Below are 23,254 nucleotides of genomic sequence, written 5' to 3'. Positions count from 1 at the left end.
CCGAATGCGTTTCGGGGTCAGGTTCGGTGCCCGGTCCGGATCAGCCGGTCGGTCGGGCCGGCCAGCAGTGCGGTGGGGCCGAATTCGAATCCGGCGTCCGGTGCGGCGTCGTATGCGGTTGACGAGGCTGGGATTTCTGGGCCTGGACCCTTCGGAAGGTATGCAACACAGTGGTTTTCGCAGGCGCTGTCATCGGCTTGATCGCCCTGGCTCTCGTCTGACAAGGCTCGGCGGTGTCCGCCGTCCGGCCGGGCAAGCGATCAGGTTTCGTTCTCGAGGTGGTTGCGGGCGGCGATGAACAGGGCGGTGCAGACCTCGGTGAGGTCGGTGGGGGACAGCGGGCCGCTGCTCATCAGCCAGTCGACCAGGAGATGGTTGACGCCGCCGACGAGTGCCACTGTGGTCGAATGTTGTTTGGGGGTCAGGGGTTCGCTGCGGTCGGCGGCCCAGTTGATGGCGACGATCTCGGCGAATTCGCGGAGTACCGCGTGCCGGCGCTCCTCCATGGCCGGTGAGATGCCGACGGCCTCGATCAGAACCACGCGGGCCCGGCGGGGATCGGCGGTCAGATATTCGACGAAGGCGCTCAAGCCCGCGCGTATCCGGTCGTCGATATCGGATCCGGCCGATGCCAAGGCCGCGACCGTCGTCTCCCGTACTCGGTCGACCAGTTCGGAATACAGTGCGGCGAGGCAGCTTTCGCGGTCCGTGAAGGACTCGTAGAAGTAGCGTTCGGTCAGGTGTGCGGCCCGGCAGATCTGCTTGACCGAACTACCCGAGTATCCGGAGGTGCCGAACACCTCGAGGGCGGTGTCGAGGACGGCCTCGCGTCGCTGGGTCCGGCGTTCCTCGGGGGTCAGGCCGAGGTATTTCCGACCGGCCTCCGGCGCCCGGGGGGTCGCACCCTCCCGCGGCGCATCCCGCTCGGAGTGCGTAGCCGGATTCTTCGCCATTGCCCCTGCCCTCGTGTTCCTACCTATGGCACACTAGAGCATCGTTCCTGACACGCCCTCATGTCAGAATGGAGGAATGTCGATGCCCTCACCCGTGGCCGGGCGGATCGTGGCCGTGACCGGCGGTGCGCGCGGGATCGGCCGCGAGATCGCGGCCGTCCTCGCCGCGGCCGGTGCGCGGGTGGCCATCGGGGATCTGGACCGGCCGGCGGTCACCGCGACCGCCGCGGAGCTGCCGGGCACCGTCCACGGCTTCCCGCTCGACGTCACCGACACCGAGTCGTTCCGTGGCTTCCTCGCGGCCGTCGAATCGCTCTGGGGTCCGGTCGATGTGCTGGTGAACAATGCCGGTGTGATGTGGGTGGGGCCGTTCGACGCCGAGCCCGAGGCCGCCACGGCCCGCATGCTGGAGATCAATCTGCACGGCGTCATCCGGGGGGTGCGACTGGCCGCGCCGGGCATGCGCGAGCGGGGGCGTGGGCACATCGTCACCATCGCCTCGGCGGCCGCACGGTTGTCCCCGCCGGGTGAATCCACCTATGCCGCGACCAAACACGGTGTGCTGGGTTATCTGACCGGTGTGCGGGAAGAGTTGCGCGGCAGTGGTGTTCGGATTTCGGTGATCATGCCCGGCGTGGTGGCGACGGAGCTGGCCGCGGGCACCGCGAGCGGTGCGGCATCCCTGCTCGCACCCGCCGACGTGGCCCGGGCGGTAGTGCGGGCCATCGAGCGGCCGCGCTTCGAGGTGACCGTTCCGCGTTATGTCGGTCCGCTGGTCCGGCTCGCCGAACTGCTACCGCAGCGACTGCGCGACAGCACCTTTCGCCGCCTGGTTCCCGATCAGGTGGCCGCGACCCGGGGTGGCACCGAACGCGCCGGATACGAGCGCGGTGTCATCGATCCCGGAGACCGATCATGACCGAGGCGCGGCGGTCTGTCGCCGCCGGGTGCACACCTTCCCGGTCCCGGATCGGCCGCCGCCGCACAGCCGTGCGGTCGCCGGGCGGGTGCCGCCGAGAGTCGCTCGGCTGATCAGCCGAGCTTCCCAGACCGCGTCGGCGCAGCATTGAGCCGCCCGTGCCGACGCCCCGGCCTGCCGGTTACGGTCCATCGTGACCGGAACCGGCAGGCGCCGAGGACTTGTGGTGTCGAGAGCCGTCGGTGATCAACCGCCGACGTAGGCCGCCAGGTGTTCTCCGGTGAGGGTCGACCCGTCGGCGACCAGATCCGCCGGGGTGCCCTCGAAGACGATGCGCCCACCGTCGTGCCCGGCACCGGGACCCAGGTCGATGATCCAGTCGGCGTGTGCCATCACCGCTTGGTGATGCTCGATCACGATCACCGATTTACCCGAGTCCACGAGGCGATCGAGCAGACCGAGGAGGTTCTCCACATCGGCCAGGTGCAGGCCGGTGGTCGGCTCGTCGAGGACGTAGACGCCGCCCTTCTCGCCCATGTGGGTCGCCAGTTTGATGCGCTGCCGCTCGCCGCCGGACAGGGTGGTGAGCGGCTGGCCCAGCTTCAGATAGCCGAGCCCCACATCATCGAGGCGCTGCAAGATCTTGTGCGCCGCCGGAATTCGCGCCTCGCCGGTACCGAAGAAGTCCTCGGCCTCGGCCACCGACATCTCCAGTACCTCGCTGATGTTGCGGCCGCCGAGGTGATAGTCGAGCACCGCCGCCTGGAAGCGCTTACCGTCGCATTCCTCGCAGGTGGTCGCGACTCCGGCCATCATCGCCAGATCGGTGTAGATCACGCCGGCGCCGTTACAGGTGGGGCACGCGCCTTCGGAATTGGCGCTGAACAGCGCCGGTTTCACCCCGTTGGCCTTGGCGAATGCCTTGCGAATGGGTTCGAGCAGGCCGGTGTAGGTGGCGGGATTACTGCGCCGGGAGCCGCGGATCGCACCCTGGTCGACCACCACGACATCGTCACGACCGGCGATCGAACCCTGGATCAGTGAGCTTTTCCCGGATCCGGCCACACCGGTCACGACACACAGCACACCGAGCGGGACGTCGACATCCACGTCCCGCAGATTGTGGGTGCCGGCGCCACGAATCTCCAACGCGCCGGAAGACTCTCGACAGGTGTCCTTCAGTTTCGCGCGATCGTCGAGATGACGGCCGGTGATCGTGTCACTGGCCCGCAGGCCCTCGAGATCGCCCTCGAAACATACTGTGCCACCGCCGGTTCCGGCCCCCGGGCCGAGATCGACGATGTGGTCGGCGATGGCGATCGCTTCCGGCTTGTGCTCGACCACCAGTACGGTATTGCCCTTGTCGCGCAACTGCAGCAGCAGATTGTTCATCCGCTCGATATCGTGCGGATGCAGGCCGATGGTGGGTTCGTCGAAGACGTAGGTGACATCGGTGAGCGACGATCCGAGATGGCGAATCATCTTGGTGCGCTGCGCTTCTCCACCGGAAAGCGTGCCCGCCGGCCGGTCCAGCGACAGATAGCCGAGGCCGATCTCGGTGAAGGAATCCAGCAGATGTTGCAGGCCCTTCAACAGCGGCGCCACCGAGGGTTCGTCCAGTCCGCGCACCCACTCGGCCAGATCGCTGATCTGCATCGCACAGGCGTCGGCGATGCTCTTGCCGTCGATCTTCGAGGACCGCGCCTCGGGGGAGAGCCGAGTTCCCTCGCACTCGGGACAGATCGTGAAGGTGACAGCCCGTTCGACGAAGGCACGGATATGCGGCTGCAACGAGTCGACATCCTTGGACAGCATCGACTTCTGGATCTTGGGGACGAGGCCCTCGTAGGTCAGGTTGATGCCCTCGACCTTGATCTTGGTCGGCTCCTTGTAGAGCAGATCGTGCATTTCGCGTTTGTTGAACTTGCGGATCGGCTTGTCCGGGTCGAAGAGTCCGCAGCCGCGGTAGATGCGTCCGAACCAGCCGTCCATGCTGTAACCGGGGATGGTCAGCGCGCCCTCGTTGAGCGAGAGACTGTCGTCGAACAGGGCCGTCAGATCGAAATCGGTGACCGACCCCATGCCCTCGCACCGGGGGCACATACCGCCGAGCCGGTGGAAGGTCGCTTTCTCGGCCACCGTCTTACCGCCCCGCTGGACGGTGATCGCGCCACTGGCGGACACGGAAGGCACATTGAACGAATACGCGTTGGGTGAGCCGATATTCGGCTGCGCCAGCCGGCTGAACAGGATGCGCAACATGGCATTGGCGTCGGTGGCGGTGCCGACCGTGGAGCGGGGATTGCTGCCCATCCGCTCCTGGTCGACGGAGATCGCGGTGGTGAGACCGTCGAGATAGTCGACCTCGGGCCGGGCCAGGGTCGGCATGAAGCCCTGGACGAAGGCGCTGTAGGTCTCGTTGATCATCCGCTGCGATTCCGCGGCGATGGTGCCGAACACCAGCGAGCTCTTTCCGGAACCGGAGACGCCGGTGAACACCGTGAGCCGCCGTTTGGGAATCTCGACGCTGATATCGCGCAGATTGTTGACCCGCGCACCCTGCACGCGGATCAAATCGTGGCTGTCGGCGATATGCCGGTCCGGCGTGGGAGCCTTGCTCATCGTGTCTCCATTTCGAGGGTTGGCGGCACGCCGGCCGGTTCGAGGGTCAGGAAGCCTGCTGGATGCGCAGCAGATTGCCGGAGGGGTCACGGAAGGCGCAGTCGCGCACACCGTAGGGCTGATCGGTCGGTTCCTGGACGACCTCGGCGCCACCGGCCTGCACCCGGTCGAAGACCTCGTCGAGATCCTTGGCGGCGAGGTTGAGGCTGGAGTAGGTGCCCTTCGCCATCATTTCGGAGATGGTGCGCTGCTCGTCCTCGGTGATGCCGGGCGAGGCCTCCGGCGGGTACAGCACGATCGAGGTCTCCGGCTGCCCGGCGGGGCCGACGGTGATCCAGTGCATGCCCTTGTATCCGACGTCGTTGCGAACCTCGAAACCGAGTACATCGCGGTAGAACGTCAGCGCCGCGTCCGGATCGTTCTGCGGAAGGAGGGTCGAATGAATGGTGATGTCCATGTCGATCAGGCTAATTGCTACTCGGTAACCTGCGCTTCTCGATTCCTGATCGGTCTGGTGACTTGTTTGGCCACACACGACGGCATACCGAGAGTGTCTTCGGTGGCCTCGCGCCGGTACACACTCGGCGGCACTCCGACCAGTTCGGTGAATCGGGTACTGAATGTTCCCAGCGATTGGCAGCCGACCTCGAAACACACCTCGGTGACGCTGAGATCGCCACGCCGCAGCAATGCCATCGCGCGCTCGATTCGCCGCGTCATCAGATAGCCGTACGGCGATTCTCCGTAGGCGAGGCGGAACTGCCGGCTGAGATGTCCGGCCGATATGTGCTCATCGCGCGCCAGGGCTTCCACATCCAGCGGCTTCGCGTACTCCCGGTCGATGCGATCGCGCACGCGGCGTAGCCGGGCGAGATCGCGGAGGCGCTGCTCTGGGGCGGGCGTACCGGTCACAACGTGATAGTGCCACGCGAAACCGACATTGCCCAGTAGTGGCTGTTGACAGTGGAGTGCGGATCGGAAACACTGAACTGGATGGTTCAGTATGGTTCCTTGGACGCCTCCTTCGCCGCGCTCGCCGACCCCACCAGGCGTGGAATCCTCGAGCGGCTCGGCAGTGGCTCGGCCACGGTCAGCGAGCTGGCCGGACATTTCGAGATGACGCTCACCGGCATGAAGAAACACCTGGCGATTCTCGAGGACGCGGGCATGGTGATCACGGAGAAGCGCGGCCGGATCCGGCACTGCCGGCTCGGGGCGAATGTGCTCGACCGTGAGGCGTCCTGGTTGCAGGGCTATCGGCGAATGGTGGAGGCCCGCATGGACCGTCTCGGTGAATTCCTCGAACGAACGGAGTAGGGCAGATGGGTACAGCCGAAAACAACGCCGTGGCCGCCGCTTCCGGTGACCGGGAGATCCACGTGGAGCGAATCTTCGACGCGCCGGTCGCGCGGGTGTGGGATGCCTACAGTCGCATCGAGAATCTGGTGCGCTGGTGGGGCCGCGGCCACCGGCTCGATGTGGAGCGCTGGGAGTTCCGCCCCGGCGGTCATTGGCGTTTCGTCGAACATGCCGACGGCGCGACACACGGATTCGAGGGGCGATTCCGCGAGATCGCGCCGCGCGAGCGCATCGTATGGTCCTTCGAATGGGACGGTATGCCCGCTCATGTGGCCATCGATGCCACACGTTTCGTCGATCTCGGTGACGGGCGCACGAAAGTGGTGACCGACAGTCAATTCCACACCCCGGACGAACGTGACGGCATGCTGCAATCCGGAATGGAGGGCGGCATGAACGACAGCTATCGCGCCCTGGATGCGCTGCTGGCGCAGCCGGCCTAGTTATCGTTCGCGGACCTTCGGACAGGATTTGCCCGCCAGGTGACATTTCTCCTCGAACCCGGCGGGCAGCCAGTTCCCGGACACCAGCAGCGGGTGATTCGGGAAGTAGCGCTGCGCGGCGACGACGAAAAATAGTACAGCCCAGGGGCTTTGGAGCTGCCACTGAAGTAGGGTGCCGTTGCGGCGGGCGTATCGGGCCACCACCCGGTCCGGTGCGGTGAGGTCGATCGTCTCGATCGTCGAGAGGCGGATCGCGAAGACGTGGTCGGGATTGCCGAGATGGATGCGCCGGTTCGAGATCATCACCGACCCAGGACGTTCGGCGATCCATCGGGGCTGCGCACCGGCCGCTGCCCGTTGTCGCCGCGCCTCGTTGGCCAGTGCGTTCGACAGTTGTGCGGCGGCGACGAAAGCGGCACTTCCGGCGACGAAGATATTGTTCGGCTCCCAGGTGCCGTCACCCGCGGCGCGCCAGAACGACCAGCGCCCGGGCCCCTCGGCGAGACACATCTCACGCGGGTCCAGGCGGATCCGGGTGGATTGGGCGGGCAGCCGCGCCATTTCACCGCGGCGCAGCAGATCGAGCACCCCGCAGGTGTAGCGCAGGTGATCGTCGAACCAGGTCCAGCCGGCCCGGTCGGCCAGTGCCCGGTCGATATCGGCCAACGGGTCGAACACTGTGATCTCACCCCTTCGTCACGCCGGCAGCGCTGGATATCCACGGTATCCGAGCACGCCCGCACCGGGGGAGAGTCGCAGCCTCGGTGTGCTGCCGACGCCTCGATGAAGTTCGACGTGGCCGCACTCGATATCACGGCGGTGCGCGCCTGAGATCCGGTCTCCGGCCGCGAATCCCATCGTGGCGCCGATCGCGGTCCGGCACGATGGGCGGCGATGCCGCACACACTCGCCGATGTCCTGCCCGCCGTCGCCGCCTCCTTCGGGATGGCTGTGGACAACTCGCTGGACCTGGTCACCGGCCGCGATGTCGTGGTCCTGCTGATCGACGGGCTGGGCGCCGAACTGCTGACCCGCCATCGCGAGGTCGCGCCCACCCTGGCCGGGCATGTCGCCACCAACGTGAACGCCGGCTTTCCCGCGACCACCGCGGCGGGGATCGCCAGTCTGGCGCTCGGGGCGCCGTGCGCGACCCACGGAATCATCGGCTACAGCTTCGCCGTACCCGATCCGGGCGGGATGCGCCTGCTCAACGCGCTGCGCTGGCGTCTCGACTCCGCGACCGGTCCGGACGCGCGCACGGAATACCCACCCGAAACGGTGCAGCGCGGTACCAGCAGGCTGCAGGATCTCGCCGCGCACGGCGTCGACGTGCATTACGTCGTGCCCGAATATCAACGGCGCTCCGGTTTGACCCGGGCCGCCTTCCGGGCCACGGGAATCCTGCATCCGGCTGCGGACCTCGATCAGGTGTGCAGCGGAATCCGCACTGTCGCAAACCATTCCGGCCCCGGTCGCAGATTCGCCTACGCGTACTTTCCGGACCTCGACGCGGCCGGGCATCTGTACGGGCCGGGCTCACCGCAATGGCAGGACGTACTGGCCGCTGTCGACGCCGGCATCGCGGATCTGCTCACCGATCTGCCGTCGACGTGCACGCTGCTGGTGACCGGCGATCACGGCATGATCCGGGCCGATACGGTGATCGACCTGGACTCCCGCCCGGCACTGCGTCGCGATGTCCGGTTGATCGGCGGTGAGGCCAGGGTTCGCCACGTGTATCTCGAACGACCGGAGGGAGCCGCGGACGTCGCTGCGGTGTGGACCGGTGAACTGTCCGGGCACGCTCAGGTGGCCGGACGCGAGCAGGTACTGGACGAGCAGTGGTTCGGTCCCGCGCCCGGACCCGAGATCCGCGGGCGCATCGGCGATCTCGTGGTCGTCGCGCAGGGGCACAGCGTCCTGGTCTGTCCGGACCGGGAGCCGATGGAGTCGGCGATGATCGGTCATCATGGCGCCCGGACCGCCGACGAACAGCTGGTTCCGCTGATCGTCGCCGGCGGTGAGTACCTGGCCCGCCGATCGTGAGCGGTGCGCTCATGTGGTGACCCCGGGAGCGGAGTCACGGTGTTCGGTCGAGCGCGCCGCGACCATTTCGGCGCTGTCCTCGATCGCCTGCCGGATACCCCGGCCGTAGGCGTCGTCGGGTAGCGCGTCGATATGTTGCCGCGCGGCCGCCAGATGGTCGGCGGCCGCGTCGAACGAGCCCAGCCGCCGGAGGTTGTCGGCGATGTTCAGCCGCAGCGACGGCTGGAATCCCGCGATCCGCAGACCGTCGTGGTGGCGTCGCAGGCGTGCGTCGGTCAAGGCGTCGGCGGCATCCAGGGCCCGGATGTCCCAGATCAGCGCCTGTGCGGGGTCGGGCTGGAGATCGGCCAGGTGGTGCGCGAGCGTGCAGCGGTGCAGTGCGTCACCGGTCGGGCCGATGCCGGTCCACAGATCGGTGAGGTCGGCCCGCGCACGATCGATGTCACCGGCTCGTCCGCGTTCGACCGCGGTGCCGATCGCTGTCATGGTCGAGTCGGAGATGTGGTCGGTGGTCATCGAGCATCCTGTCTGTCCGGGATCGAGATGGGCATCGCGAGGGTGGTGAGATCACCGTCGTCGGCGGAACGGATGACGACCGGGTCGGCCGGACCGGCGATATCGATCATCACGTCGGGTCCGATGGCGGTGCCCACGGCCGGGTACAGAGTGGTGAGGTCGAAGCCGAGTGCGACGTCCGGACCGGTCACCGTCGCCGAGAGCGGAGTGGGGGTGCGGGCACCGGCGGCCGACAGGGTGAGGCTCCCATGCGATACGCGCAGCAGAACATGGTGTGCCCGTTCGGATTCCAATACCCGGATCAAGCAATCGCGTGCGGTGAGGACGCGCGTCCGTGCCGTCGCCAGGGAAGCGAGCAGCATGCGGTGATCGGGGAACGGGTCGGTGAGGATCCGGCAGGTCCGGGCCCGAGTGGGATCCGATCGCAGCAGCAGGGATCGGGGCCCGGCTTCCAGCCCGATACGGTGATGGCGCCGGATCTCGGGTATCGCGAGCCGGAGGTCGGCGCCGTCGACCGTGCCCACCCAGTCGCCGGGACCGGCGAGGTCGGGGACCAGGGTGCGGGTCGAGAGCCGGTAACGGTCGGTGGCGGTGAGGGTCAATGCCTCGGCGGAGACCTCGACGTGCACCCCACCGAGTACCCGATGATCGGGTTCGGATCCTGTCGCGGCGAGAATCTGCTCGACTGCGGTCGCGAAGATCGGCCCGCTGACCGTCGCGAGTACCCGGGTCCGCGGGTCACCCAGCGCCACCTTGATGTCGGCCGCGCGTTCGCGCGCCCGAGCCACCTGCCGTTCCAGGCTCGCGACATGGTCGTCGACGAGCCGCGCGGCGGTGTCGGCATCCGCGTCGAGCACCTGCGCGATCGCGTCCAGCGGCATGCCGATTTCACGCAGTTCCCGGATAGCGACCGCGCGGCCGAGTTGCTCGTCGGCGTAGTACCGATATCCGGAGCCCGGGTCCACCAGCGCCGGCGCCAGGAGACCGGAGTCCGCGTAGAAGCGCAGGGCGCTCGCCGTCAACCCACTGACCCGCGCGAACGCCCCGATCGTCGTCAAATCCGAATTCGGCACCGCCTCATCATGAAGCTTCAGGTGAGTCGAAGGTCAAGCTCACCGATGCGGCCGGAAACCGCGATGGCGGGCGGACCGCGCCGAAACCGTCGGACGCGGGCAATGCGGTCTGGGACGCCGCACTTCCACATCGGTCCGGCAGGCCAGATTCCAGCCGAAGGGCAGTAGATGGACCCGGTCGCCCAGATCGGTCAGCCGTTCGGTGAGATCGGCCAATACATCCAGGGTGTCGGCGATATGCGCCAGCACATCCGGTGAGTCCGTGCTCCCGACGCTGCGATCGGCGCACCGCGGGGTCGCACCGATCACCACTGCCGAGGTCCGCGCACGCGCACACAGCTCCAGCAGGCCCTCGACGATATCGCCACCGAGTGGGCAATCACCCGGTTCCACGACGATTCGCAGCAGGAGGCAATCGAGGAACTGTTTCGGAACTCCCACGGCCGTGGGCGGCAGTGGGACCGCGCACGGTCCCGCCGCCAGCGGCGTGTATTCGAAACTGCGCCAACGGCTTGCGATGATCTTCATCGCTCGGGCGCGGCGTTCCGGTGGAGACCGCACAGGGTGTAGGCGAACACGAACGGTTCGGTGCCGTCGTTGAACCACGCGTGCGCGGCACCGTGCTGGACGATGCTGTCGCCCGGCCGCAACAGCACGTCCGCACCGTCGCCCAGACGCATCCGGCCCTGTCCGCTCAACACCACGACGAAGTCGATGCTCTCGGTGGCGTGCGCGCCGGGCTGCTCCGGATCGAAGGCCGCCATCATGCCGGGCAGTTTTTCCTCGGCCTCGGCCATCACCTCGGCCAGCGCTTCCTCGGGCAGGCCGGGATCGGGTTCGTAGCTCAATCCGGGCGGAACCGAGATGAATCCGAAGCGCACCCCGCCGGGGCTGGGAAAATAGCTGGTGTCGGTGCCGGCGGGTAGCTGGTCGACCGGAAGGGTGGGCAACTCGTCGAGCTCCCACATCCGATGGATCTCGGCGCCGGGCAGCAGCGCCAGGGTGAGTGGGTCGACACTGTCGTCGGACAGCACCCGGCTTTGTCCGTTACCGTCGCCGCCGACCACGATTCTGCGCATGGAAAACCTCCCGAAATTCGTTTGTCGAACGCTGAGCCGCCGATATCCATTGCCGCGCAATTCGATCCGGACATCAGCTGTCCCGGGACCGTAACGAGCGTTGTGACCAGCGCGCATGTCCTGGGACGCAGGGGTATGTTTCTGGTGCGCAGAAAGCGGAAACGGGAGATGATGATGCCGATGAGCACCGCCGAATCCGCCACGAATGCGATCGAGCCGCACGAGCGGATCGACTACTGGGCGAACCTGATCGGGTCGTATCAGTGCAGCCTCGGTTTCCGTTTCCCGAAGTCCACGGATTTTCGTGGCAGCACCTCGCTGCGGCGCACCGATTCCTATCAACTGGTGGGCTGGGATTCCGATGCGGTCACCTATGTGCGCAGCCGGAAACTCATTCGTGCCGACCCCGACGACGATTTCCGGTTGCTGGTTCCGCTGACCGGTTCACTCGCCTTCCGGAACGACGACGACAGCGGTGTGCTGTCACCGGGCAATGCCTGCCTGGTGTCGACCGACCAGCCGTTCGCGATGTCGATGAGTGACGGCTCGCGCGGGCTCATCGTCACCATTTCGAACGCGGAGATCCGGCATCGGCTGCACCGCGTGGCGCCGCCGCCGCGGCCACTCGACCTCACCCGTGGCCTGGGCGGTGTGGCGGGTGCTGTGGTGAACACGCTGTATTCGGAGCGTGCCGCGCTCACGGATTTCCAATTCGACACCGTCACGGAGCAATTGGTGGATCTGCTGTGTATGCAGATTCTCGGTGAACCGCCGAGCACGTCCGGGCAGTTGGCGCAGGTGGAGGAGACTGCCCGGCGCTACATCCGGGCACATGCGGCCGATCCGGAACTCACCGGTGCCCGGGTGGCGACGGCGCTGGGGTGGTCGCTGCGTCAACTGCAACTGGCATTCAGCAGTGCCGGCACCACGCCCAGCGAGGTCATCCGGGAACATCGGCTGCTGCTCGCCCGGGATCGGCTGCGCAATCCGGCCTATCGGCATCGCAGTGTCACCGATATCGGGGCGGATCTGGGGTTCGGCACGGCCGGCGGCTTCACGAAGGCGTTCCGGCGGCGGTTCGACACCACACCGGGGCAGGTGCGCGGCTGATTCTGGCCGAATGCCGATCGGCCCGCCTCCTGCATGGGGTCCGGGGCGGGCCGATGGTTCCGGGACGTGGTCGTCCCGGAGTGTGTGGAACCGTCCAGGTCAGCCGAAGATGCCGCCGCCGTTGGTCTGCGAGCCCGCCGAGCCGGTGATGAACATGTTCATGATGTTGCTGAAGATGGTGGTCGTGGCGACCGAGTTGGAGGACTGGGAGTCGATCAGGGCGATAAAGGCGTTCATGAAGTGTTCCTCATGCATCGTGGGTCCGTGGACCCGGTCGGTTGTCCTGCCGTGCTCAGCGCAGTGGCATGAAGCTTAGTCAAAATCTGACGTTTCTGAACATCATTCTTTTCGGATTTTTCGGGCGACGGTCGAGGGGGTGGGACTGCCTGCTGTGGACAGTCACTGCTCGTACAGAGTAAAAAAGTGGAACACGTTTCAATTCTGTGCGCGACGGGAGCATGCGATGGACCACGCAGCCATGGGCGAGCTGGTGATGGCCGGATTTCAGAAGCTGGGATTCATCCAGTTCGCGGGGGTGGAAGGGGTCGAGTATCTACCCGGCCGCAGTGTGGTGAGCATGGCTCCGAAGCCCGAGCACCTCAATCACAACGGCGATGTTCACGCCGCCATCCTGTTCGGCCTGGCGGAGACGGCCGCGATGGGTGCCTCGATCTCCGGCATCGTCGATCTGATGGCGGAGACATTCATCGTGGCGCGCGACGGCCGCATCGAATATCTGGCCCGGGCCAAGGGCGAGGCGGGCCCGTTTCGCGCCACCTCCGAGCTGACCCCGGCGGAACTGGAACAGGCCCGCGCCGACATCGCCGCGCAGCGGCCGGTGGAGCTGGCGATGCCGGTCGACATCACCGACAGCACCGGAAAGTCTGTCGCCGCAGCGACTTTCACCGCGGTGATCCGGCCGCGCCGCAAATAACGGCCCGGCCGGTCGCCGTTCAGTTCTCGCTGTCGAGGGTCGCCATCTGGGCGTCGGGGTAACGCTGTCCGGCGACCGCGTCGGCCGGCGCCGCCGACTCGATCTCGGCGAGTTCCTCGGCGGAGAGCCGGATGGCAGTTGCGGCGACAGCCTCGTTCCACCGGCTCACCCGGCTGGTGCCGATCAGGGGCACGATATCGTCACCGCGGCTGCAGACCCAGGCGATGGCGAGCTGCGCGACGCTCACCCCGTGCCGCTCGGCGATTGTCGCGAGCGCCTCGACCAGCCGCAGATTCGAGGTGAGATTCTCGCCCTGGAAGCGGGGGCTGTGCGCGCGGAAGTCGTCGGGTGCGAAGCTCTGCTTGGTGCGCATCGCATCGCTGAGCAGACCGCGTGACAGTACCCCGTAAGCGGTGATGCCGATGCCGAGTTCCCTTGCCGTCGGCAGGATTTCGCGCTCGATATCGCGGGAGATCAGTGCGTACTCGATCTGCAGATCGGAGATCGGCGCCACCGCCGCCGCCCGGCGCAGGGTCTGCGCGCCGATCTCCGACAGCCCGATGTGGCGGACGAAACCGGCCTCGACCATCTCCGCGATCGCGCCCACGGTGTCCTCGATCGGCACCGCGGGGTCCAGCCGGGCCGGACGGTAGATGTCGATGTGGTCCACGCCCAGCCGCTGCAGGGAGTAATACAGGAAATTGCGCATCGCCACCGGGCGGGTGTCCACCCCGCCGAAGCTGCCGTCCGGTCCGCGCAGTGCCCCGAATTTCACGCTGAGCTGGTAGTCCTCGCGCGGCCGCTGTGCCAGCGCGCGGTGGATCAGCGCCTCGTTGTGTCCATTGCCGTAGAAGTCGCCGGTATCGATGAGGGTGGCGCCGGAGTCCAGCGCCGCGTGGATGGTGGTGATCGACTCCGTCTCGTCGGTCTTCCCATAGGAGCCCGACATACCCATCGCGCCCAATCCGATGCGGCCGACCTGTGGTCCGCTCGCGCCCAGCCGTGTCGTTCCGATGGTTGCCGTCTGGTTCGATGTCATGACCGATATCCTGCGCGCCCGCGCCGGATGCCGGCAGAGATCGTTCATCGGGGGATCGCGGATCCCTGGTTGCGGGCCGGGGGGCCGGGCACAGTGGAGAGATGGACCGCGAAGATCTGGCCGATTTCCTCCGGCGGCGGCGCGAACAACTGCAACCCGCCGATGTCGGCCTGCTCCCGGGCACCCGCCGCCGGACACCCGGATTGCGCCGCGACGAGGTGGCCCTGCTCGCGGGCATGTCCACCGATTACTACACCCGGCTGGAACAGTCGCGTGGTCCGCGTCCCTCGACACAGGTGCTGAGTTCGCTGGCGCGTGCATTGCGGTTCACCGACGACGAGCGTGACCACCTCTACCATCTGTCCGGCCATCCCGCGCCCGCCCGCGGTGGCGACGGTCATGTGCGTCCGGGACTGTTGTACCTGCTGGACCGGCTGGTGGATACACCCGGCTGCGTCCTCTCCGATCTGGGTGAGATCCTCGCGCAGAACCGTATGCACATCAACATGTCCGGGGACCTCACCCACTACACCGGTCTGGACCGGTACCTGTTGTGGCGCTGGTTCACCGAGCCGGCCGGTCGTACGCAGTTTCCGCACGCCGACTGGGATCGGCTGACCCGCAGGCACGTGGCGGATCTGCGGGCGACAGCGGCGCGGCGGTCCGGGGACGCCGATGTCGAAGAGCTGGTCACCGCGCTGCGTGCGATCAGTCCCGAATTCGAGCGGTTGTGGTCGGCCCACGAGGTGTCGGTGCGGCGCAACGATGCCAAACAGATCGACCATCCCCGCGTCGGGTTACTGGATCTGGTCTGCGAAACACTGGTCACACCGAATTCCGCTCAGTACCTGCTGGTCTACTATCCGCGGCCCGGGACCGACGCACAGGAGAAGCTGGATCTGCTGCGGGTCATCGGAACGCAGTCGCTGGCGGGGGAGACCAGCTGATCGCTCAGTGCTCGGGGAACCGGCGCCGGGTGCGCGGCCGCAGCCGCAGATTCGGCAGCGGTGGCGCCGGAATGCGTTCCTGTGGCCGATGTCCCGGAACATCGCCGAATCGGGATGTGTCGTGGTCCTCCCAAGCGATGCGCGCGGCGTCGATCTCGTCGTGGCTACGCCCCACGAAGTTCCACCACATCACCAGATCCTCGCCGAAGGGCGCGCCACCGATCAGCGCCATCCGGGCGCCGGATTCGCTGTGCAGCCGCAGCTCTGCCCGGTCACTGCCCAGGTACAGCAGCGGGCCCGGCTCGACCGACACGTCGTCGACCCGCACCTGCCCCGACATCACCAGCACCGCGTGCTCGAACTCGGCGGTGAGCGGGAGGGTGGCAACGGCACCCGGTGCCACGGTGATGTCGGCCCCCACGATCGGTGAGTAGGTCACCGCCGGTGAGGTGACCCCGCCGAGTGATCCGATCAGGACGGTGGCGCGTAGGCCGGGCCGGGCCAGCACCGGCAGCTCGCGGTGCTGCTCGAATTGCGGTGCGATATCGCGGTGTGTGTCCGGCAGAGCGATCCAGAACTGCAGGCCCTGCCCGGCGGGTGCGCCCGCAACCGTGTACTCGGAGTGGGCGATGCCGCGCCCGGAGGTCATCAGGTTCAACTGCCCGGGCTCGATCTCCACATCGGAGCCGAGGCTGTCGCGATGCCGGATCCGGCCGTCGAACGGCCAGGTCACCGTCTGCAACCCGATATGCGGATGCGGATCGATATCCGGTGGTAGCCGATGTGCGGATTCGGTCGCGCCGAAATGGTCCAGGAAACACCAGGCGCCGACGGTGGGCAGATCGCGCTGCGGCAGTGCCCGCATCACCGTGACCCCACGGACCCCGCCCAGCGGCACCTCCCGCGCCGGATAGAAATCCGAACGTGGGCCCGGTGCCGGCGAGGATTCGCACAACGCTTCCGTGGGGTTCGACTCGAGATCACTCATGCCCGCACCTCGCCGGCGCTCGGCTCCGGCATGCGCGGGGCACGCTGTGCTGATGATTCGCTCGCAAGCTCGCTCATGCTGTGCCTCACCCGTCCGCGGTCACGACGGTGGCCCGAAACGGCTACCGCTGAATACCTTTTCCGACTACTCGAGCATCGTAGTCCGGGTGCTTGTCCAGCCAGCTCTTGATGAACGAACAGCGCGGCACGATCGCGCGCTCACGGGACACCGCATCCTCGATCGCGTGCCGGGCCAGCGTGGTGGCCAGGCCTTTGCCGCTGAACTCCCCGTCGACCTCGGTGTGAATGAAGGTGGTGTCGTCGCCGTTCTCGCGATACTCGGCGAAGCCGGCGAGCTTGTCGCCGTACCACACCTCGTACCGGTGCTGGGCGTCGTTGCGGACGACTGCGGCGGTGGCGGCCTGATCGATCATGAGTGCTCCTGTGTTCTCGCCCGCACCGGATGCCTGCTCATGATCGACACGCGATTGAACGCGCCGATGGTCGTCGCGGCCCAGATGATCACCGAGACCTGTTCGTCCGACAGGTGTTGCCGCGCAAGGGCGTACGCACGCGCCAAGGTGTCCTCATCGGGCAGCGTGGTGGTTGTCTCGGCGAGGACGAGGGCGGCACATTCGAGCGGGGTGAACAGATCGGTACGACGCCAGGCAGGCAGCACCTCGAGCTGTTGTGAGGTAACACCGGCCTGGAGCGCCGCACGAGAGTGCACATCCAGGCAGTACGCGCATCCGTTGAGCTGAGAGACCCGTACGTTGACCAGCTCGATCAGCGAGCGATCGAGACCGGCGGCCTCCGCCGCGCCGCGGACGGCCAATGCGACACCGTTGAGCGCGCGGAACGGTTCGGGGCTCTGTTTGTCGACCCAGACACGGGCATCGGCAGGGGGATTTGGCATAGCCCAGGCATCCTAACCGTGCGCTGCGTCACCATGCGCGGGATGTATGCGACGTCACGCACCTCTACGGCCGGGCACGCCCGGCTCAGATGTGTTGCATCACAGCCGCATCGGCCACTCTGCCCTCGTAGAGATCGATCTTGTGGTCGAGGACGGCCAGAGTGCGATGCAGATCCGCGATTCGGTCCAGGACCCCTTCGCGGGTGTGGCGGAACATCTCCAGACGCTCCGCCGTGGTGCCGTCGCCCGCGCGCACCAATTCCGCGTAGTGGACCATATCGGCCACCGACATCCCGGTGGCGCGCAGACAACTGATCAGATGCAGCCAGTTCAGATCGCGATCGCTGAACCGGCGTTTGCCGCTCGAATCGCGCCCGATGTAGTCCATCAGGCCGATGCGTTCGTACCAGCGCAGGGTGTCGCGGGACAGGCCGGATCGCTCCGCGACATCACCGATGGAGTACTTGGGGCGCTCGTAGTCCTCGGCGTGCTCGAGGGGAATCGCGGTAGTGGTCGTCATGGCCGGTCGCCTTCCTGCCGAATCTCCCTTCGAGATTACCGACCTGGAGTGAACTCCAAGCAAGCTCTCCGGACGAGTCAGTTGTACTTCGGCAACTGCTGAACAGCCCACTTGTTGCCGTCCGGATCGGCGAAGTAGGTGAACAAGCCCCATCCCTCGTCCTTGACCGGGGTGGCTTCGACGCCCGCGGCCACCAGCTGCCGGTACGCGTCCTCGGCACTGGCCACCACCATCTGCATGCCGACCACACTGCCCGGCGCGGCATCGGTGATGCCCTTGCCGATGCAGATCGAGCACCCCGACCCCGGCGGTGTCAGCTGGACGAAGCGGATGTCCTCCGAGGGGCTGGCGTCGTGATCGGCAACGAATCCGATTCGGGTGTAGAAATCCTTGGCCCGGTCGATATCGGTGACCGGGATCGCGACGAGCTCGATTTTCCAATCCATGTGAGGAGCATCTCACCGGTCACCGACAAGTTCGGGCGGGCGGCAAGTTCGGGCGGTGACGGCCGCCAGCACCTACCCTTGATTCATGGCAAAAGAAATCGATCGGATCCGGGCGCGATCGGCGCTGGAGACGATCAAGGAAAACCCGTTCCTCGCCCTCGTCGTGGCGATTCCGGTGATCGTCGTCCTGGGGGTGGTGTGGGCGGTGACCAACTGGTTCGTCGCGCTGATCGTGCTCGTCGCCCTGGGCGCGGTCGTCATGGTGCGCGGCAAGTTCCTGCGCTGACGCGAGCGTCGCTCAGCGGGGCACGTGGAACCGCCGCAGATCACCGGTGCCCGGATCCACCTGGGGCCAGGCTCGGTCGAATTCCAGCACCGCGAGCGCAGAGGTCGGGAATTTGCGGCTGAGTTCCTCGGCCGGCAACGAGGCGCGGTTGCCCGCCAGCTCCCAAGCCGTCCACGGCATGCCGGGGGAATGCCCGACCACCAACAGGGTCTGCACCTGTTCGTCGGTCAGCTGGATCAGTTCGATCAGCGTGTGCGGGGACGCCTCGTAGATCGAGTGCTCGAAGTTCACCGGCGCGGTGAGCTCGGTGGCGGCCAGCGTCTCGCGGGTCCGCACGGCATCCGAGCAGTACACCGCGTCGACCGCGGGCTGGTTTTCGCGCAGCCAGGTGCCGGCCAGCGCGGCCTCGCGTCTGCCCCGGGGCGCCAGTGGCCGGGCGTGGTCCTCGACGCCCGGCGGATAGGCGGATTTGCCGTGCCGCATCAGGATCAGCGTGCGCACCATCTGCACACCGTAAGCCCGCGCACATTCGTGTGTGGCACAGGGGACACCATCCTGGTGGGAGATGTAACTCACTCTCGAGGCACACTGAAGGTGGTGTCACATCAACTTGCCTACCGGTGTCCGGTGTGACGCACGCTCCGCCCGGACCCCGGGTGGGGATGCCCCATGATGTTTTCGAGGATCTGCGAGATATGGCCTACGTGATCACGCAGCGTTGTTGCAACGACGCCAGCTGCGTTCCCGAGTGCCCGGTCGATTGCATTCGTCCTACTCCGGAGCAACCCGAGTTCGCGACGACCGAGCAGCTGTACATCGACCCCGACACCTGTATCGACTGCGGTGCCTGTGTAGATGCCTGCCCGGTGGAGGCCATCTTCTCCGAGGACGATCTGACGGCTTCCCTGGCCCGCTTCCGCGATATCAACGCCGCCTACTTCCAGCGGCACCCGCTGGAGTCGAATTTCGACCCGCTGGTGACCCCCTCGCGCCCGCCGAAGGAGCTGGGCACGTTGCGGGTGGCGATCGTCGGCGCCGGGCCCGCGGCCTGCTACGCGGCCGATGAGCTGCTGCGCCGCGCCGACGTCGAGGTCGAGATGTTCGACCGCCTGCCCACACCGTTCGGGCTGGTCCGCGCCGGCGTCGCGCCGGATCATCCGGGTACCAAATCGGTGTCCGCCATGTTCGAGAGCGCGTTCCGCCGTGACACTCTGCAGTACCGGCTGAACGTCGAGGTGGGCAAACACATTTCGCACGACGAGCTGCTGGGCCACCACCACGCGGTGATCTACGCGGTCGGCGCCTCCACCGACCGCCGGCTCGATGTCCCGGGTGAGGATCTGCCCGGCAGCCACTCCGCCACCGAATTCGTGGCCTGGTACAACGGCCATCCGGATTACGCCGAGCGCACCTTCGACCTGTCGGGCGAGCGGGTCGTCATCGTCGGCAACGGCAATGTCGCGCTCGACGTGGCGCGCGTGCTGACACTGCCGCCGGACGAACTGGCCAAGACCGATATCGCCGATCACGCCCTCGACGCGCTGCGCAACAGCAATGTGCGCGAGGTCGTGGTGCTGGGTCGGCGCGGTCCGTTGCAGGCCGCGTACACCTCGGCGGAATTCCTGGCGCTCGGATATCTGAAGGGCGTCGATGTGATCATCGATGCCGCCGAGCTGGAACTGGATCCGCACAGCCGCGAGCTGCTCGACGATCCGGATATCGAACCCTCGCTGAAGCTGAAGTACGAGCTGGCGCAGGAGTACGCGGCCAAGGCGCCGAATCCGGAGAACAAGCGCATCGTCTTCCGCTACGCGGCCTCGCCGACCGAGATCAGCGGTGACGGCAAGGTCGAGGCGGTCGAGTTCGTGCACAACGAACTCGTCGCCGAGGACGGCGCTGTGGTGGCGCGGGCGTCGGATCGCACCGAGACCCTGTCCGCCTCGATGGTGTTGCGGTCCATCGGATACCGCGGTGTGCCGATCGCGGAACTGCCCTTCGACGACCGCAAGGGCATCGTCCCCAACGAGCACGGCCGCGTCATCGCCGACGCCGCACACGTCACCGGCGTGTATGTGTCGGGCTGGATCAAACGCGGCCCGCGTGGTGTCATCGGCTCCAACCGGGTCGATGCCACCGAAACCGTGGAACAGCTGCTCGAGGACTTCACCTCCGGCAAATTGGCTGCGCCACAGGGTGATCGGGCGGCACTCGAGGCACTGCTCGCCGAGCGGCAGCCCGAGGCGGTGAACCGCGAGGGCTGGAAGGCCATCGACATCGCCGAGAAGACCGCCGGTAAGTCCGGTGGCCGGCCACGGGTCAAACTCACCTCGATCGAGGATCTGCTCAAGGCCGCACGCGGCTGATTCTGCGGCGTTCCGGGCTCGACCACACGGCGGGCCCGGAACGGCGAGCACCCTTCGCGAACACCCCGCTACCGCATCGGTCCCACCGGTCGCGTAGATCAGCCGGGGAGCGCCCCGATCCGGACGGTCGTCGTGATGGTGCCGTCGACCACGAACCACAACCGCAGCACCGGCTGACCGTTGCGGTCGCCGGGCTCGTAGCGGCTGCGAACGCTGATGTGCTGGCGGGCCAGTACCGGGGCGAGATATTCGATCACCGCGCGGTGGGGGCCGGCCACGAGTTTCGGGTAGTCCACCAGATAGTGCTCGACGGCTTGCCAGTACACCGCGTTGTTGAGGTGGTTGAGCTGGTCCACATCGGTCGCGCGCACCGGAAACGGCAGATCGGTGTCCGATTCCGGCGGTATCGCGTCGGTGAGCCAGGGGCGCCAGCGCAACCGGTGTTCGTCGGTGGTCCGCGCCAGGTGGGCCAGGCCCCGATCACTGATCCGGGTCGGCATGTTGGTCGACTCGTTGATATTGATCCAGAAGCCCTCGGTCTCGACCAGACCGCCGTTGTCGCTGGTGATGCGCACCCGCATATTGGTCCACCGGGTCGACATGGCCGAACACCAGCGCCGCAGTTCCACCCGGTCGGGCCAGACGATCGGCCGGACCACATCGATCACGGTGCGGCGGACGATCCAGGCCGGATCGGTGCGGTGGAAGAAGCCGCTGTGCCATTCCTCCCACGCGATATCTTGCAAATATCGAGCCACGGCGTCGAGCCGTAACCGACTGTATGGATCTACATCGCCAGCCCGGATGGGCCACGCCGAGGCGAAGCCCATGCCCTCCTGGGGAAGCGGGGCGAGTGGCTGATCGAGTGACACTGGTGCTCCTCGCGCTGCACGGTGTGCCGCGTACTTCTGCGGTGCTTCTTGTGACATGACTTTACGGGGCGTAGGTCACACTGTTACGTCGAGATGGCTCTACTCACACGTAGCTAATCTCCGGTTTCGGTGCGCCGGGACGGTGCCTCGATGAGAACGGCCCCGCCCCTTGCGATTTCGTCCGTCCGGCCGTGGCGGAGTCTGAAACGCGCCCATTGCCGATTCGGGCGGGGATCGGATCAGTAGCCGACGTATCCGCTGCCGCCCGACACCGCCGACACGCCGGGCACGCTGTCGAGTGAGCCGTAGCGATCGATCGAGTAGCGGGTGGCGGCGACGATGTTGTCCACCGGATTCCAGATATCGGTGTGGCCGGGGGCGGCGTGGGCACTGAAGGTGCTGTCGATGCACTGCATCAACCCCTTCGACGGGTGCCCGGCGGCGGCATTGCTGTCCCAATTGTTGATGGCATTGGGATCGCCGCCCGATTCGTGCTCGATGATCAGCGCGATGGCGTTCTCGTCGATCGACTCCGGCGGGTAGCCCATGTCGATGAGGACCTGCTTGGCCTGTGCGATCCACTGCTTCACATCACCCGAGGGGTGCGCCGTCGGCGGCGGACCGCTGGTGCCGCCACCGCTGTAGGCGGCGCTGCTGTAGCCGCCGGACGAATCGCCGCTGCCGTGGTGCGGAGTGCCCATGGCCTGCGAGACGGGGCTGCCCGAGTGGCTCGGCGCGGGGGCGGCGCTCTGCGGGGTGGTGGCGACCGGGACCGCCGGGGCAGGCGCTGCGGCCCCGGCTCCGGTGACCGGATCACCGAGCCCGGTGAAAGCCGTATCCATCTGCGCCTCGGCCAGATTCAGTGCGGTGGTGGCCGAGGTGGCGACGCTCAGCGCCTGTGCCAGCGCGCGCTGGATACCGACCTGCTGGTTGAGGGCGTCGATGTTCTCCTGGAGGATCTGCTCGTTGAGTTTGTCCTCGGTGAACAGGTCGTTGCCCTGGGAATCTTTCCTGTTCTGCCGAAGCCACGCGATGCGATCGGCGGCCGACACACTGCCGTCGTCGTTGACCTTGAAGGCCGGAACATTCGGTGCGGGTGGGGTTTCCGCGATGTTCTTCAGGCGTGCGACTTCGCTCTTGGTGTGTATCAGGTTCGCGACCTGCTGGGTCAGTGCGGTCTGCAACCCCAGCACGGCCTGGCTGACCACCGATGCGCGCGTCTTCTCCAGTTGCATCCGGGCGTCCGCGACCTGCGCGGCGCCGCCACCCCAACTCTGCTCGTGTCCCAGGCGCTGTGTGCTGTCGACGGCCGCGAGTACGGCCTGATCGAGATCACCGGACAATTTGCCGACAGCGTCGGAGGCGGTGGTGAGTGCGTCGGGATTCCACTTCTCGACATCCGAAACGGTCAGTGTCCCACCGGTTCCCGTCATGGATGGATTCCGATCTTGGCCAGCTCGTCGCGCAGCTGCTGGTCGGTATCGATGATGACCTTGCCGGCCTTCTCGACGGTCTCGGCGATATTCGTCACCCGGGAACCGATTCGCTTCAGGGCGTTGTCGACCGAGGTCTTGGCACCGTTGCAGGCCGCCTCCCAGCCGGTACCGGGTAGTGCGCCCGCGGCCGTGCCGAGTCCGGAATCGAGTTTGCCGATGGCATCGGACTCGTCGTGCAGGGTTTTCGAGAAACTTCGCAAGGCGCCGGGATCGATCTTGATTCCGTTCGCGGGTGCGTTGTCGGGGCCGGCCATGAGAAATCCCCCTCCTGCTAGGTCAGCCGGCCAAGCGTAACAAATCACGGACCCGTGGACAGGTGCACGCGAAG

General features: G+C 66.7%; 29 protein-coding genes. 9 read left to right on the top strand and 20 right to left on the bottom strand.

The window, feature by feature from the left end:
* Positions 1–260 precede the first annotated feature (260 nt).
* Positions 261–953 (bottom strand): TetR/AcrR family transcriptional regulator, encoded by a 693-nt coding sequence (locus AB0L57_RS31525; RefSeq protein ID WP_364970089.1) that lies wholly within the window; start codon positions 951–953, stop codon positions 261–263.
* 76 nt (positions 954–1,029) lie between these two features.
* Here AB0L57_RS31525 and AB0L57_RS31520 point away from each other — a divergent pair, with 76 nt between their 5' ends.
* A complete protein-coding gene (locus AB0L57_RS31520; RefSeq protein ID WP_364970088.1) occupies positions 1,030–1,872 on the top strand; it encodes an SDR family oxidoreductase in 843 nt (280 codons plus the stop codon).
* A gap of 246 nt (positions 1,873–2,118) precedes the next feature.
* Here the strand turns inward: AB0L57_RS31520 and AB0L57_RS31515 are convergent, their stop codons facing one another.
* The 3 genes from AB0L57_RS31515 to AB0L57_RS31505 are packed head-to-tail and all read right to left on the bottom strand — an operon-like array spanning position 2,119 to position 5,406.
* Complete coding sequence (locus AB0L57_RS31515) at positions 2,119–4,494, bottom strand: excinuclease ABC subunit UvrA (RefSeq protein ID WP_364970086.1); 2,376 nt, start codon at positions 4,492–4,494, stop codon at positions 2,119–2,121.
* A gap of 46 nt (positions 4,495–4,540) precedes the next feature.
* A complete protein-coding gene (locus tag AB0L57_RS31510) occupies positions 4,541–4,951 on the bottom strand; it encodes a VOC family protein (RefSeq protein WP_364970085.1) in 411 nt (136 codons plus the stop codon).
* A gap of 17 nt (positions 4,952–4,968) precedes the next feature.
* Positions 4,969–5,406, bottom strand: coding sequence for a helix-turn-helix transcriptional regulator (locus AB0L57_RS31505; protein WP_364970082.1), 438 nt, complete (start codon positions 5,404–5,406; stop codon positions 4,969–4,971).
* An 81-nt stretch (positions 5,407–5,487) separates the two neighbouring features.
* Here AB0L57_RS31505 and AB0L57_RS31500 point away from each other — a divergent pair, with 81 nt between their 5' ends.
* Together AB0L57_RS31500 and AB0L57_RS31495 are read left to right on the top strand one after the other, a co-directional pair.
* Complete coding sequence (locus AB0L57_RS31500; RefSeq protein ID WP_364970080.1) at positions 5,488–5,811, top strand: metalloregulator ArsR/SmtB family transcription factor; 324 nt, start codon at positions 5,488–5,490, stop codon at positions 5,809–5,811.
* Between the two features lie 5 nt (positions 5,812–5,816).
* Entirely contained in the window at positions 5,817–6,296 is a 480-nt protein-coding gene (locus AB0L57_RS31495; protein ID WP_364970078.1) for an SRPBCC family protein, read from the top strand.
* Here AB0L57_RS31495 and AB0L57_RS31490 read toward each other — a convergent pair whose 3' ends face one another.
* The gene (locus tag AB0L57_RS31490; RefSeq protein WP_364970076.1) at positions 6,297–6,974 is read right to left on the bottom strand and encodes a hypothetical protein; all 678 of its coding nucleotides are present in this window, start codon (positions 6,972–6,974) and stop codon (positions 6,297–6,299) included.
* A gap of 216 nt (positions 6,975–7,190) precedes the next feature.
* On the opposite strand from AB0L57_RS31490, the gene AB0L57_RS31485 reads away from it, so the two are divergent.
* Positions 7,191–8,342 carry a nucleotide pyrophosphatase/phosphodiesterase family protein gene (locus AB0L57_RS31485; RefSeq protein ID WP_364970073.1) on the top strand — a complete coding sequence of 384 codons (1,152 nt, stop codon included), beginning with the start codon at positions 7,191–7,193 and terminating at the stop codon, positions 8,340–8,342.
* Positions 8,343–8,351: 9 nt separating this feature from the next.
* Here the strand turns inward: AB0L57_RS31485 and AB0L57_RS31480 are convergent, their stop codons facing one another.
* From AB0L57_RS31480 to AB0L57_RS31465, 4 genes are read right to left on the bottom strand one after another with little or no spacing between them, the layout of a single operon-like run.
* Positions 8,352–8,858: a hypothetical protein gene (locus AB0L57_RS31480; RefSeq protein WP_364970071.1), complete on the bottom strand. Its 507-nt coding sequence runs from the start codon at positions 8,856–8,858 to the stop codon at positions 8,352–8,354.
* Positions 8,855–9,931 (bottom strand): MerR family transcriptional regulator, encoded by a 1,077-nt coding sequence (locus AB0L57_RS31475; RefSeq protein WP_364970068.1) that lies wholly within the window; start codon positions 9,929–9,931, stop codon positions 8,855–8,857. The genes AB0L57_RS31480 and AB0L57_RS31475 overlap by 4 nt, the downstream gene beginning before the upstream one ends.
* A gap of 39 nt (positions 9,932–9,970) precedes the next feature.
* The gene (locus AB0L57_RS31470) at positions 9,971–10,459 is read right to left on the bottom strand and encodes a hypothetical protein (protein WP_364970065.1); all 489 of its coding nucleotides are present in this window, start codon (positions 10,457–10,459) and stop codon (positions 9,971–9,973) included.
* On the bottom strand, positions 10,456–11,010 hold the full coding sequence (locus AB0L57_RS31465) for a cupin domain-containing protein (protein WP_364970062.1): 555 nt from the start codon (positions 11,008–11,010) through the stop codon (positions 10,456–10,458). The genes AB0L57_RS31470 and AB0L57_RS31465 overlap by 4 nt, the downstream gene beginning before the upstream one ends.
* 180 nt (positions 11,011–11,190) lie before the next feature.
* Between AB0L57_RS31465 and AB0L57_RS31460 the strand changes: the two genes are divergently transcribed.
* Positions 11,191–12,120: a helix-turn-helix domain-containing protein gene (locus tag AB0L57_RS31460; protein WP_364970059.1), complete on the top strand. Its 930-nt coding sequence runs from the start codon at positions 11,191–11,193 to the stop codon at positions 12,118–12,120.
* Between the two features lie 99 nt (positions 12,121–12,219).
* On the opposite strand, the gene AB0L57_RS31455 is transcribed toward AB0L57_RS31460, so the two are convergent.
* Complete coding sequence (locus tag AB0L57_RS31455) at positions 12,220–12,357, bottom strand: hypothetical protein (protein WP_364970056.1); 138 nt, start codon at positions 12,355–12,357, stop codon at positions 12,220–12,222.
* A gap of 226 nt (positions 12,358–12,583) precedes the next feature.
* On the opposite strand from AB0L57_RS31455, the gene AB0L57_RS31450 reads away from it, so the two are divergent.
* Positions 12,584–13,054, top strand: coding sequence for a DUF4442 domain-containing protein (locus tag AB0L57_RS31450; RefSeq protein ID WP_364970053.1), 471 nt, complete (start codon positions 12,584–12,586; stop codon positions 13,052–13,054).
* A 19-nt stretch (positions 13,055–13,073) separates the two neighbouring features.
* Here the strand turns inward: AB0L57_RS31450 and AB0L57_RS31445 are convergent, their stop codons facing one another.
* The gene (locus AB0L57_RS31445) at positions 13,074–14,093 is read right to left on the bottom strand and encodes an aldo/keto reductase (RefSeq protein ID WP_364970050.1); all 1,020 of its coding nucleotides are present in this window, start codon (positions 14,091–14,093) and stop codon (positions 13,074–13,076) included.
* Positions 14,094–14,194: 101 nt separating this feature from the next.
* Here AB0L57_RS31445 and AB0L57_RS31440 point away from each other — a divergent pair, with 101 nt between their 5' ends.
* A complete protein-coding gene (locus AB0L57_RS31440; RefSeq protein WP_364970047.1) occupies positions 14,195–15,040 on the top strand; it encodes a helix-turn-helix transcriptional regulator in 846 nt (281 codons plus the stop codon).
* Positions 15,041–15,044: 4 nt separating this feature from the next.
* On the opposite strand, the gene AB0L57_RS31435 is transcribed toward AB0L57_RS31440, so the two are convergent.
* From AB0L57_RS31435 to AB0L57_RS31415, 5 genes are all read right to left on the bottom strand, one after another.
* Positions 15,045–16,028, bottom strand: coding sequence for a pirin family protein (locus tag AB0L57_RS31435; RefSeq protein WP_364970044.1), 984 nt, complete (start codon positions 16,026–16,028; stop codon positions 15,045–15,047).
* Between the two features lie 121 nt (positions 16,029–16,149).
* Positions 16,150–16,461, bottom strand: coding sequence for a GNAT family N-acetyltransferase (locus AB0L57_RS31430; RefSeq protein ID WP_364970042.1), 312 nt, complete (start codon positions 16,459–16,461; stop codon positions 16,150–16,152).
* The gene (locus AB0L57_RS31425) at positions 16,458–16,943 is read right to left on the bottom strand and encodes a carboxymuconolactone decarboxylase family protein (RefSeq protein ID WP_364970040.1); all 486 of its coding nucleotides are present in this window, start codon (positions 16,941–16,943) and stop codon (positions 16,458–16,460) included. The genes AB0L57_RS31430 and AB0L57_RS31425 overlap by 4 nt, the downstream gene beginning before the upstream one ends.
* A gap of 85 nt (positions 16,944–17,028) precedes the next feature.
* The gene (locus tag AB0L57_RS31420; protein ID WP_364970037.1) at positions 17,029–17,463 is read right to left on the bottom strand and encodes a MerR family transcriptional regulator; all 435 of its coding nucleotides are present in this window, start codon (positions 17,461–17,463) and stop codon (positions 17,029–17,031) included.
* Between the two features lie 77 nt (positions 17,464–17,540).
* Entirely contained in the window at positions 17,541–17,909 is a 369-nt protein-coding gene (locus tag AB0L57_RS31415) for a VOC family protein (protein ID WP_364970034.1), read from the bottom strand.
* A gap of 85 nt (positions 17,910–17,994) precedes the next feature.
* Here AB0L57_RS31415 and AB0L57_RS31410 point away from each other — a divergent pair, with 85 nt between their 5' ends.
* The gene (locus tag AB0L57_RS31410; RefSeq protein ID WP_364970031.1) at positions 17,995–18,195 is read left to right on the top strand and encodes a hypothetical protein; all 201 of its coding nucleotides are present in this window, start codon (positions 17,995–17,997) and stop codon (positions 18,193–18,195) included.
* Between the two features lie 12 nt (positions 18,196–18,207).
* Here the strand turns inward: AB0L57_RS31410 and AB0L57_RS31405 are convergent, their stop codons facing one another.
* Positions 18,208–18,699 carry a histidine phosphatase family protein gene (locus AB0L57_RS31405; RefSeq protein ID WP_364970028.1) on the bottom strand — a complete coding sequence of 164 codons (492 nt, stop codon included), beginning with the start codon at positions 18,697–18,699 and terminating at the stop codon, positions 18,208–18,210.
* Positions 18,700–18,890: 191 nt separating this feature from the next.
* Between AB0L57_RS31405 and AB0L57_RS31400 the strand changes: the two genes are divergently transcribed.
* Positions 18,891–20,558 carry an FAD-dependent oxidoreductase gene (locus tag AB0L57_RS31400; RefSeq protein ID WP_364970129.1) on the top strand — a complete coding sequence of 556 codons (1,668 nt, stop codon included), beginning with the start codon at positions 18,891–18,893 and terminating at the stop codon, positions 20,556–20,558.
* Between the two features lie 98 nt (positions 20,559–20,656).
* Here the strand turns inward: AB0L57_RS31400 and AB0L57_RS31395 are convergent, their stop codons facing one another.
* From AB0L57_RS31395 to AB0L57_RS31385, 3 genes are all read right to left on the bottom strand, one after another.
* Positions 20,657–21,388: an acyl-ACP thioesterase domain-containing protein gene (locus AB0L57_RS31395; RefSeq protein WP_364970126.1), complete on the bottom strand. Its 732-nt coding sequence runs from the start codon at positions 21,386–21,388 to the stop codon at positions 20,657–20,659.
* Positions 21,389–21,669: 281 nt separating this feature from the next.
* Positions 21,670–22,863, bottom strand: a complete 1,194-nt coding sequence (locus tag AB0L57_RS31390; protein ID WP_364970025.1) for a transglycosylase SLT domain-containing protein — start codon at positions 22,861–22,863, stop codon at positions 21,670–21,672.
* Positions 22,860–23,180, bottom strand: coding sequence for a hypothetical protein (locus AB0L57_RS31385; protein WP_364970022.1), 321 nt, complete (start codon positions 23,178–23,180; stop codon positions 22,860–22,862). Before AB0L57_RS31385 ends, AB0L57_RS31390 begins: the two co-directional genes overlap by 4 nt.
* Positions 23,181–23,254: the final 74 nt, after the last annotated feature.

The organism is Nocardia sp. NPDC052254, from assembly GCF_040679495.1.
GTDB lineage: Bacteria > Actinomycetota > Actinomycetes > Mycobacteriales > Mycobacteriaceae > Nocardia.
Note: the sequence above shows the minus strand (reverse complement) of the source record. Positions and strands in the feature narration are given on the sequence as shown.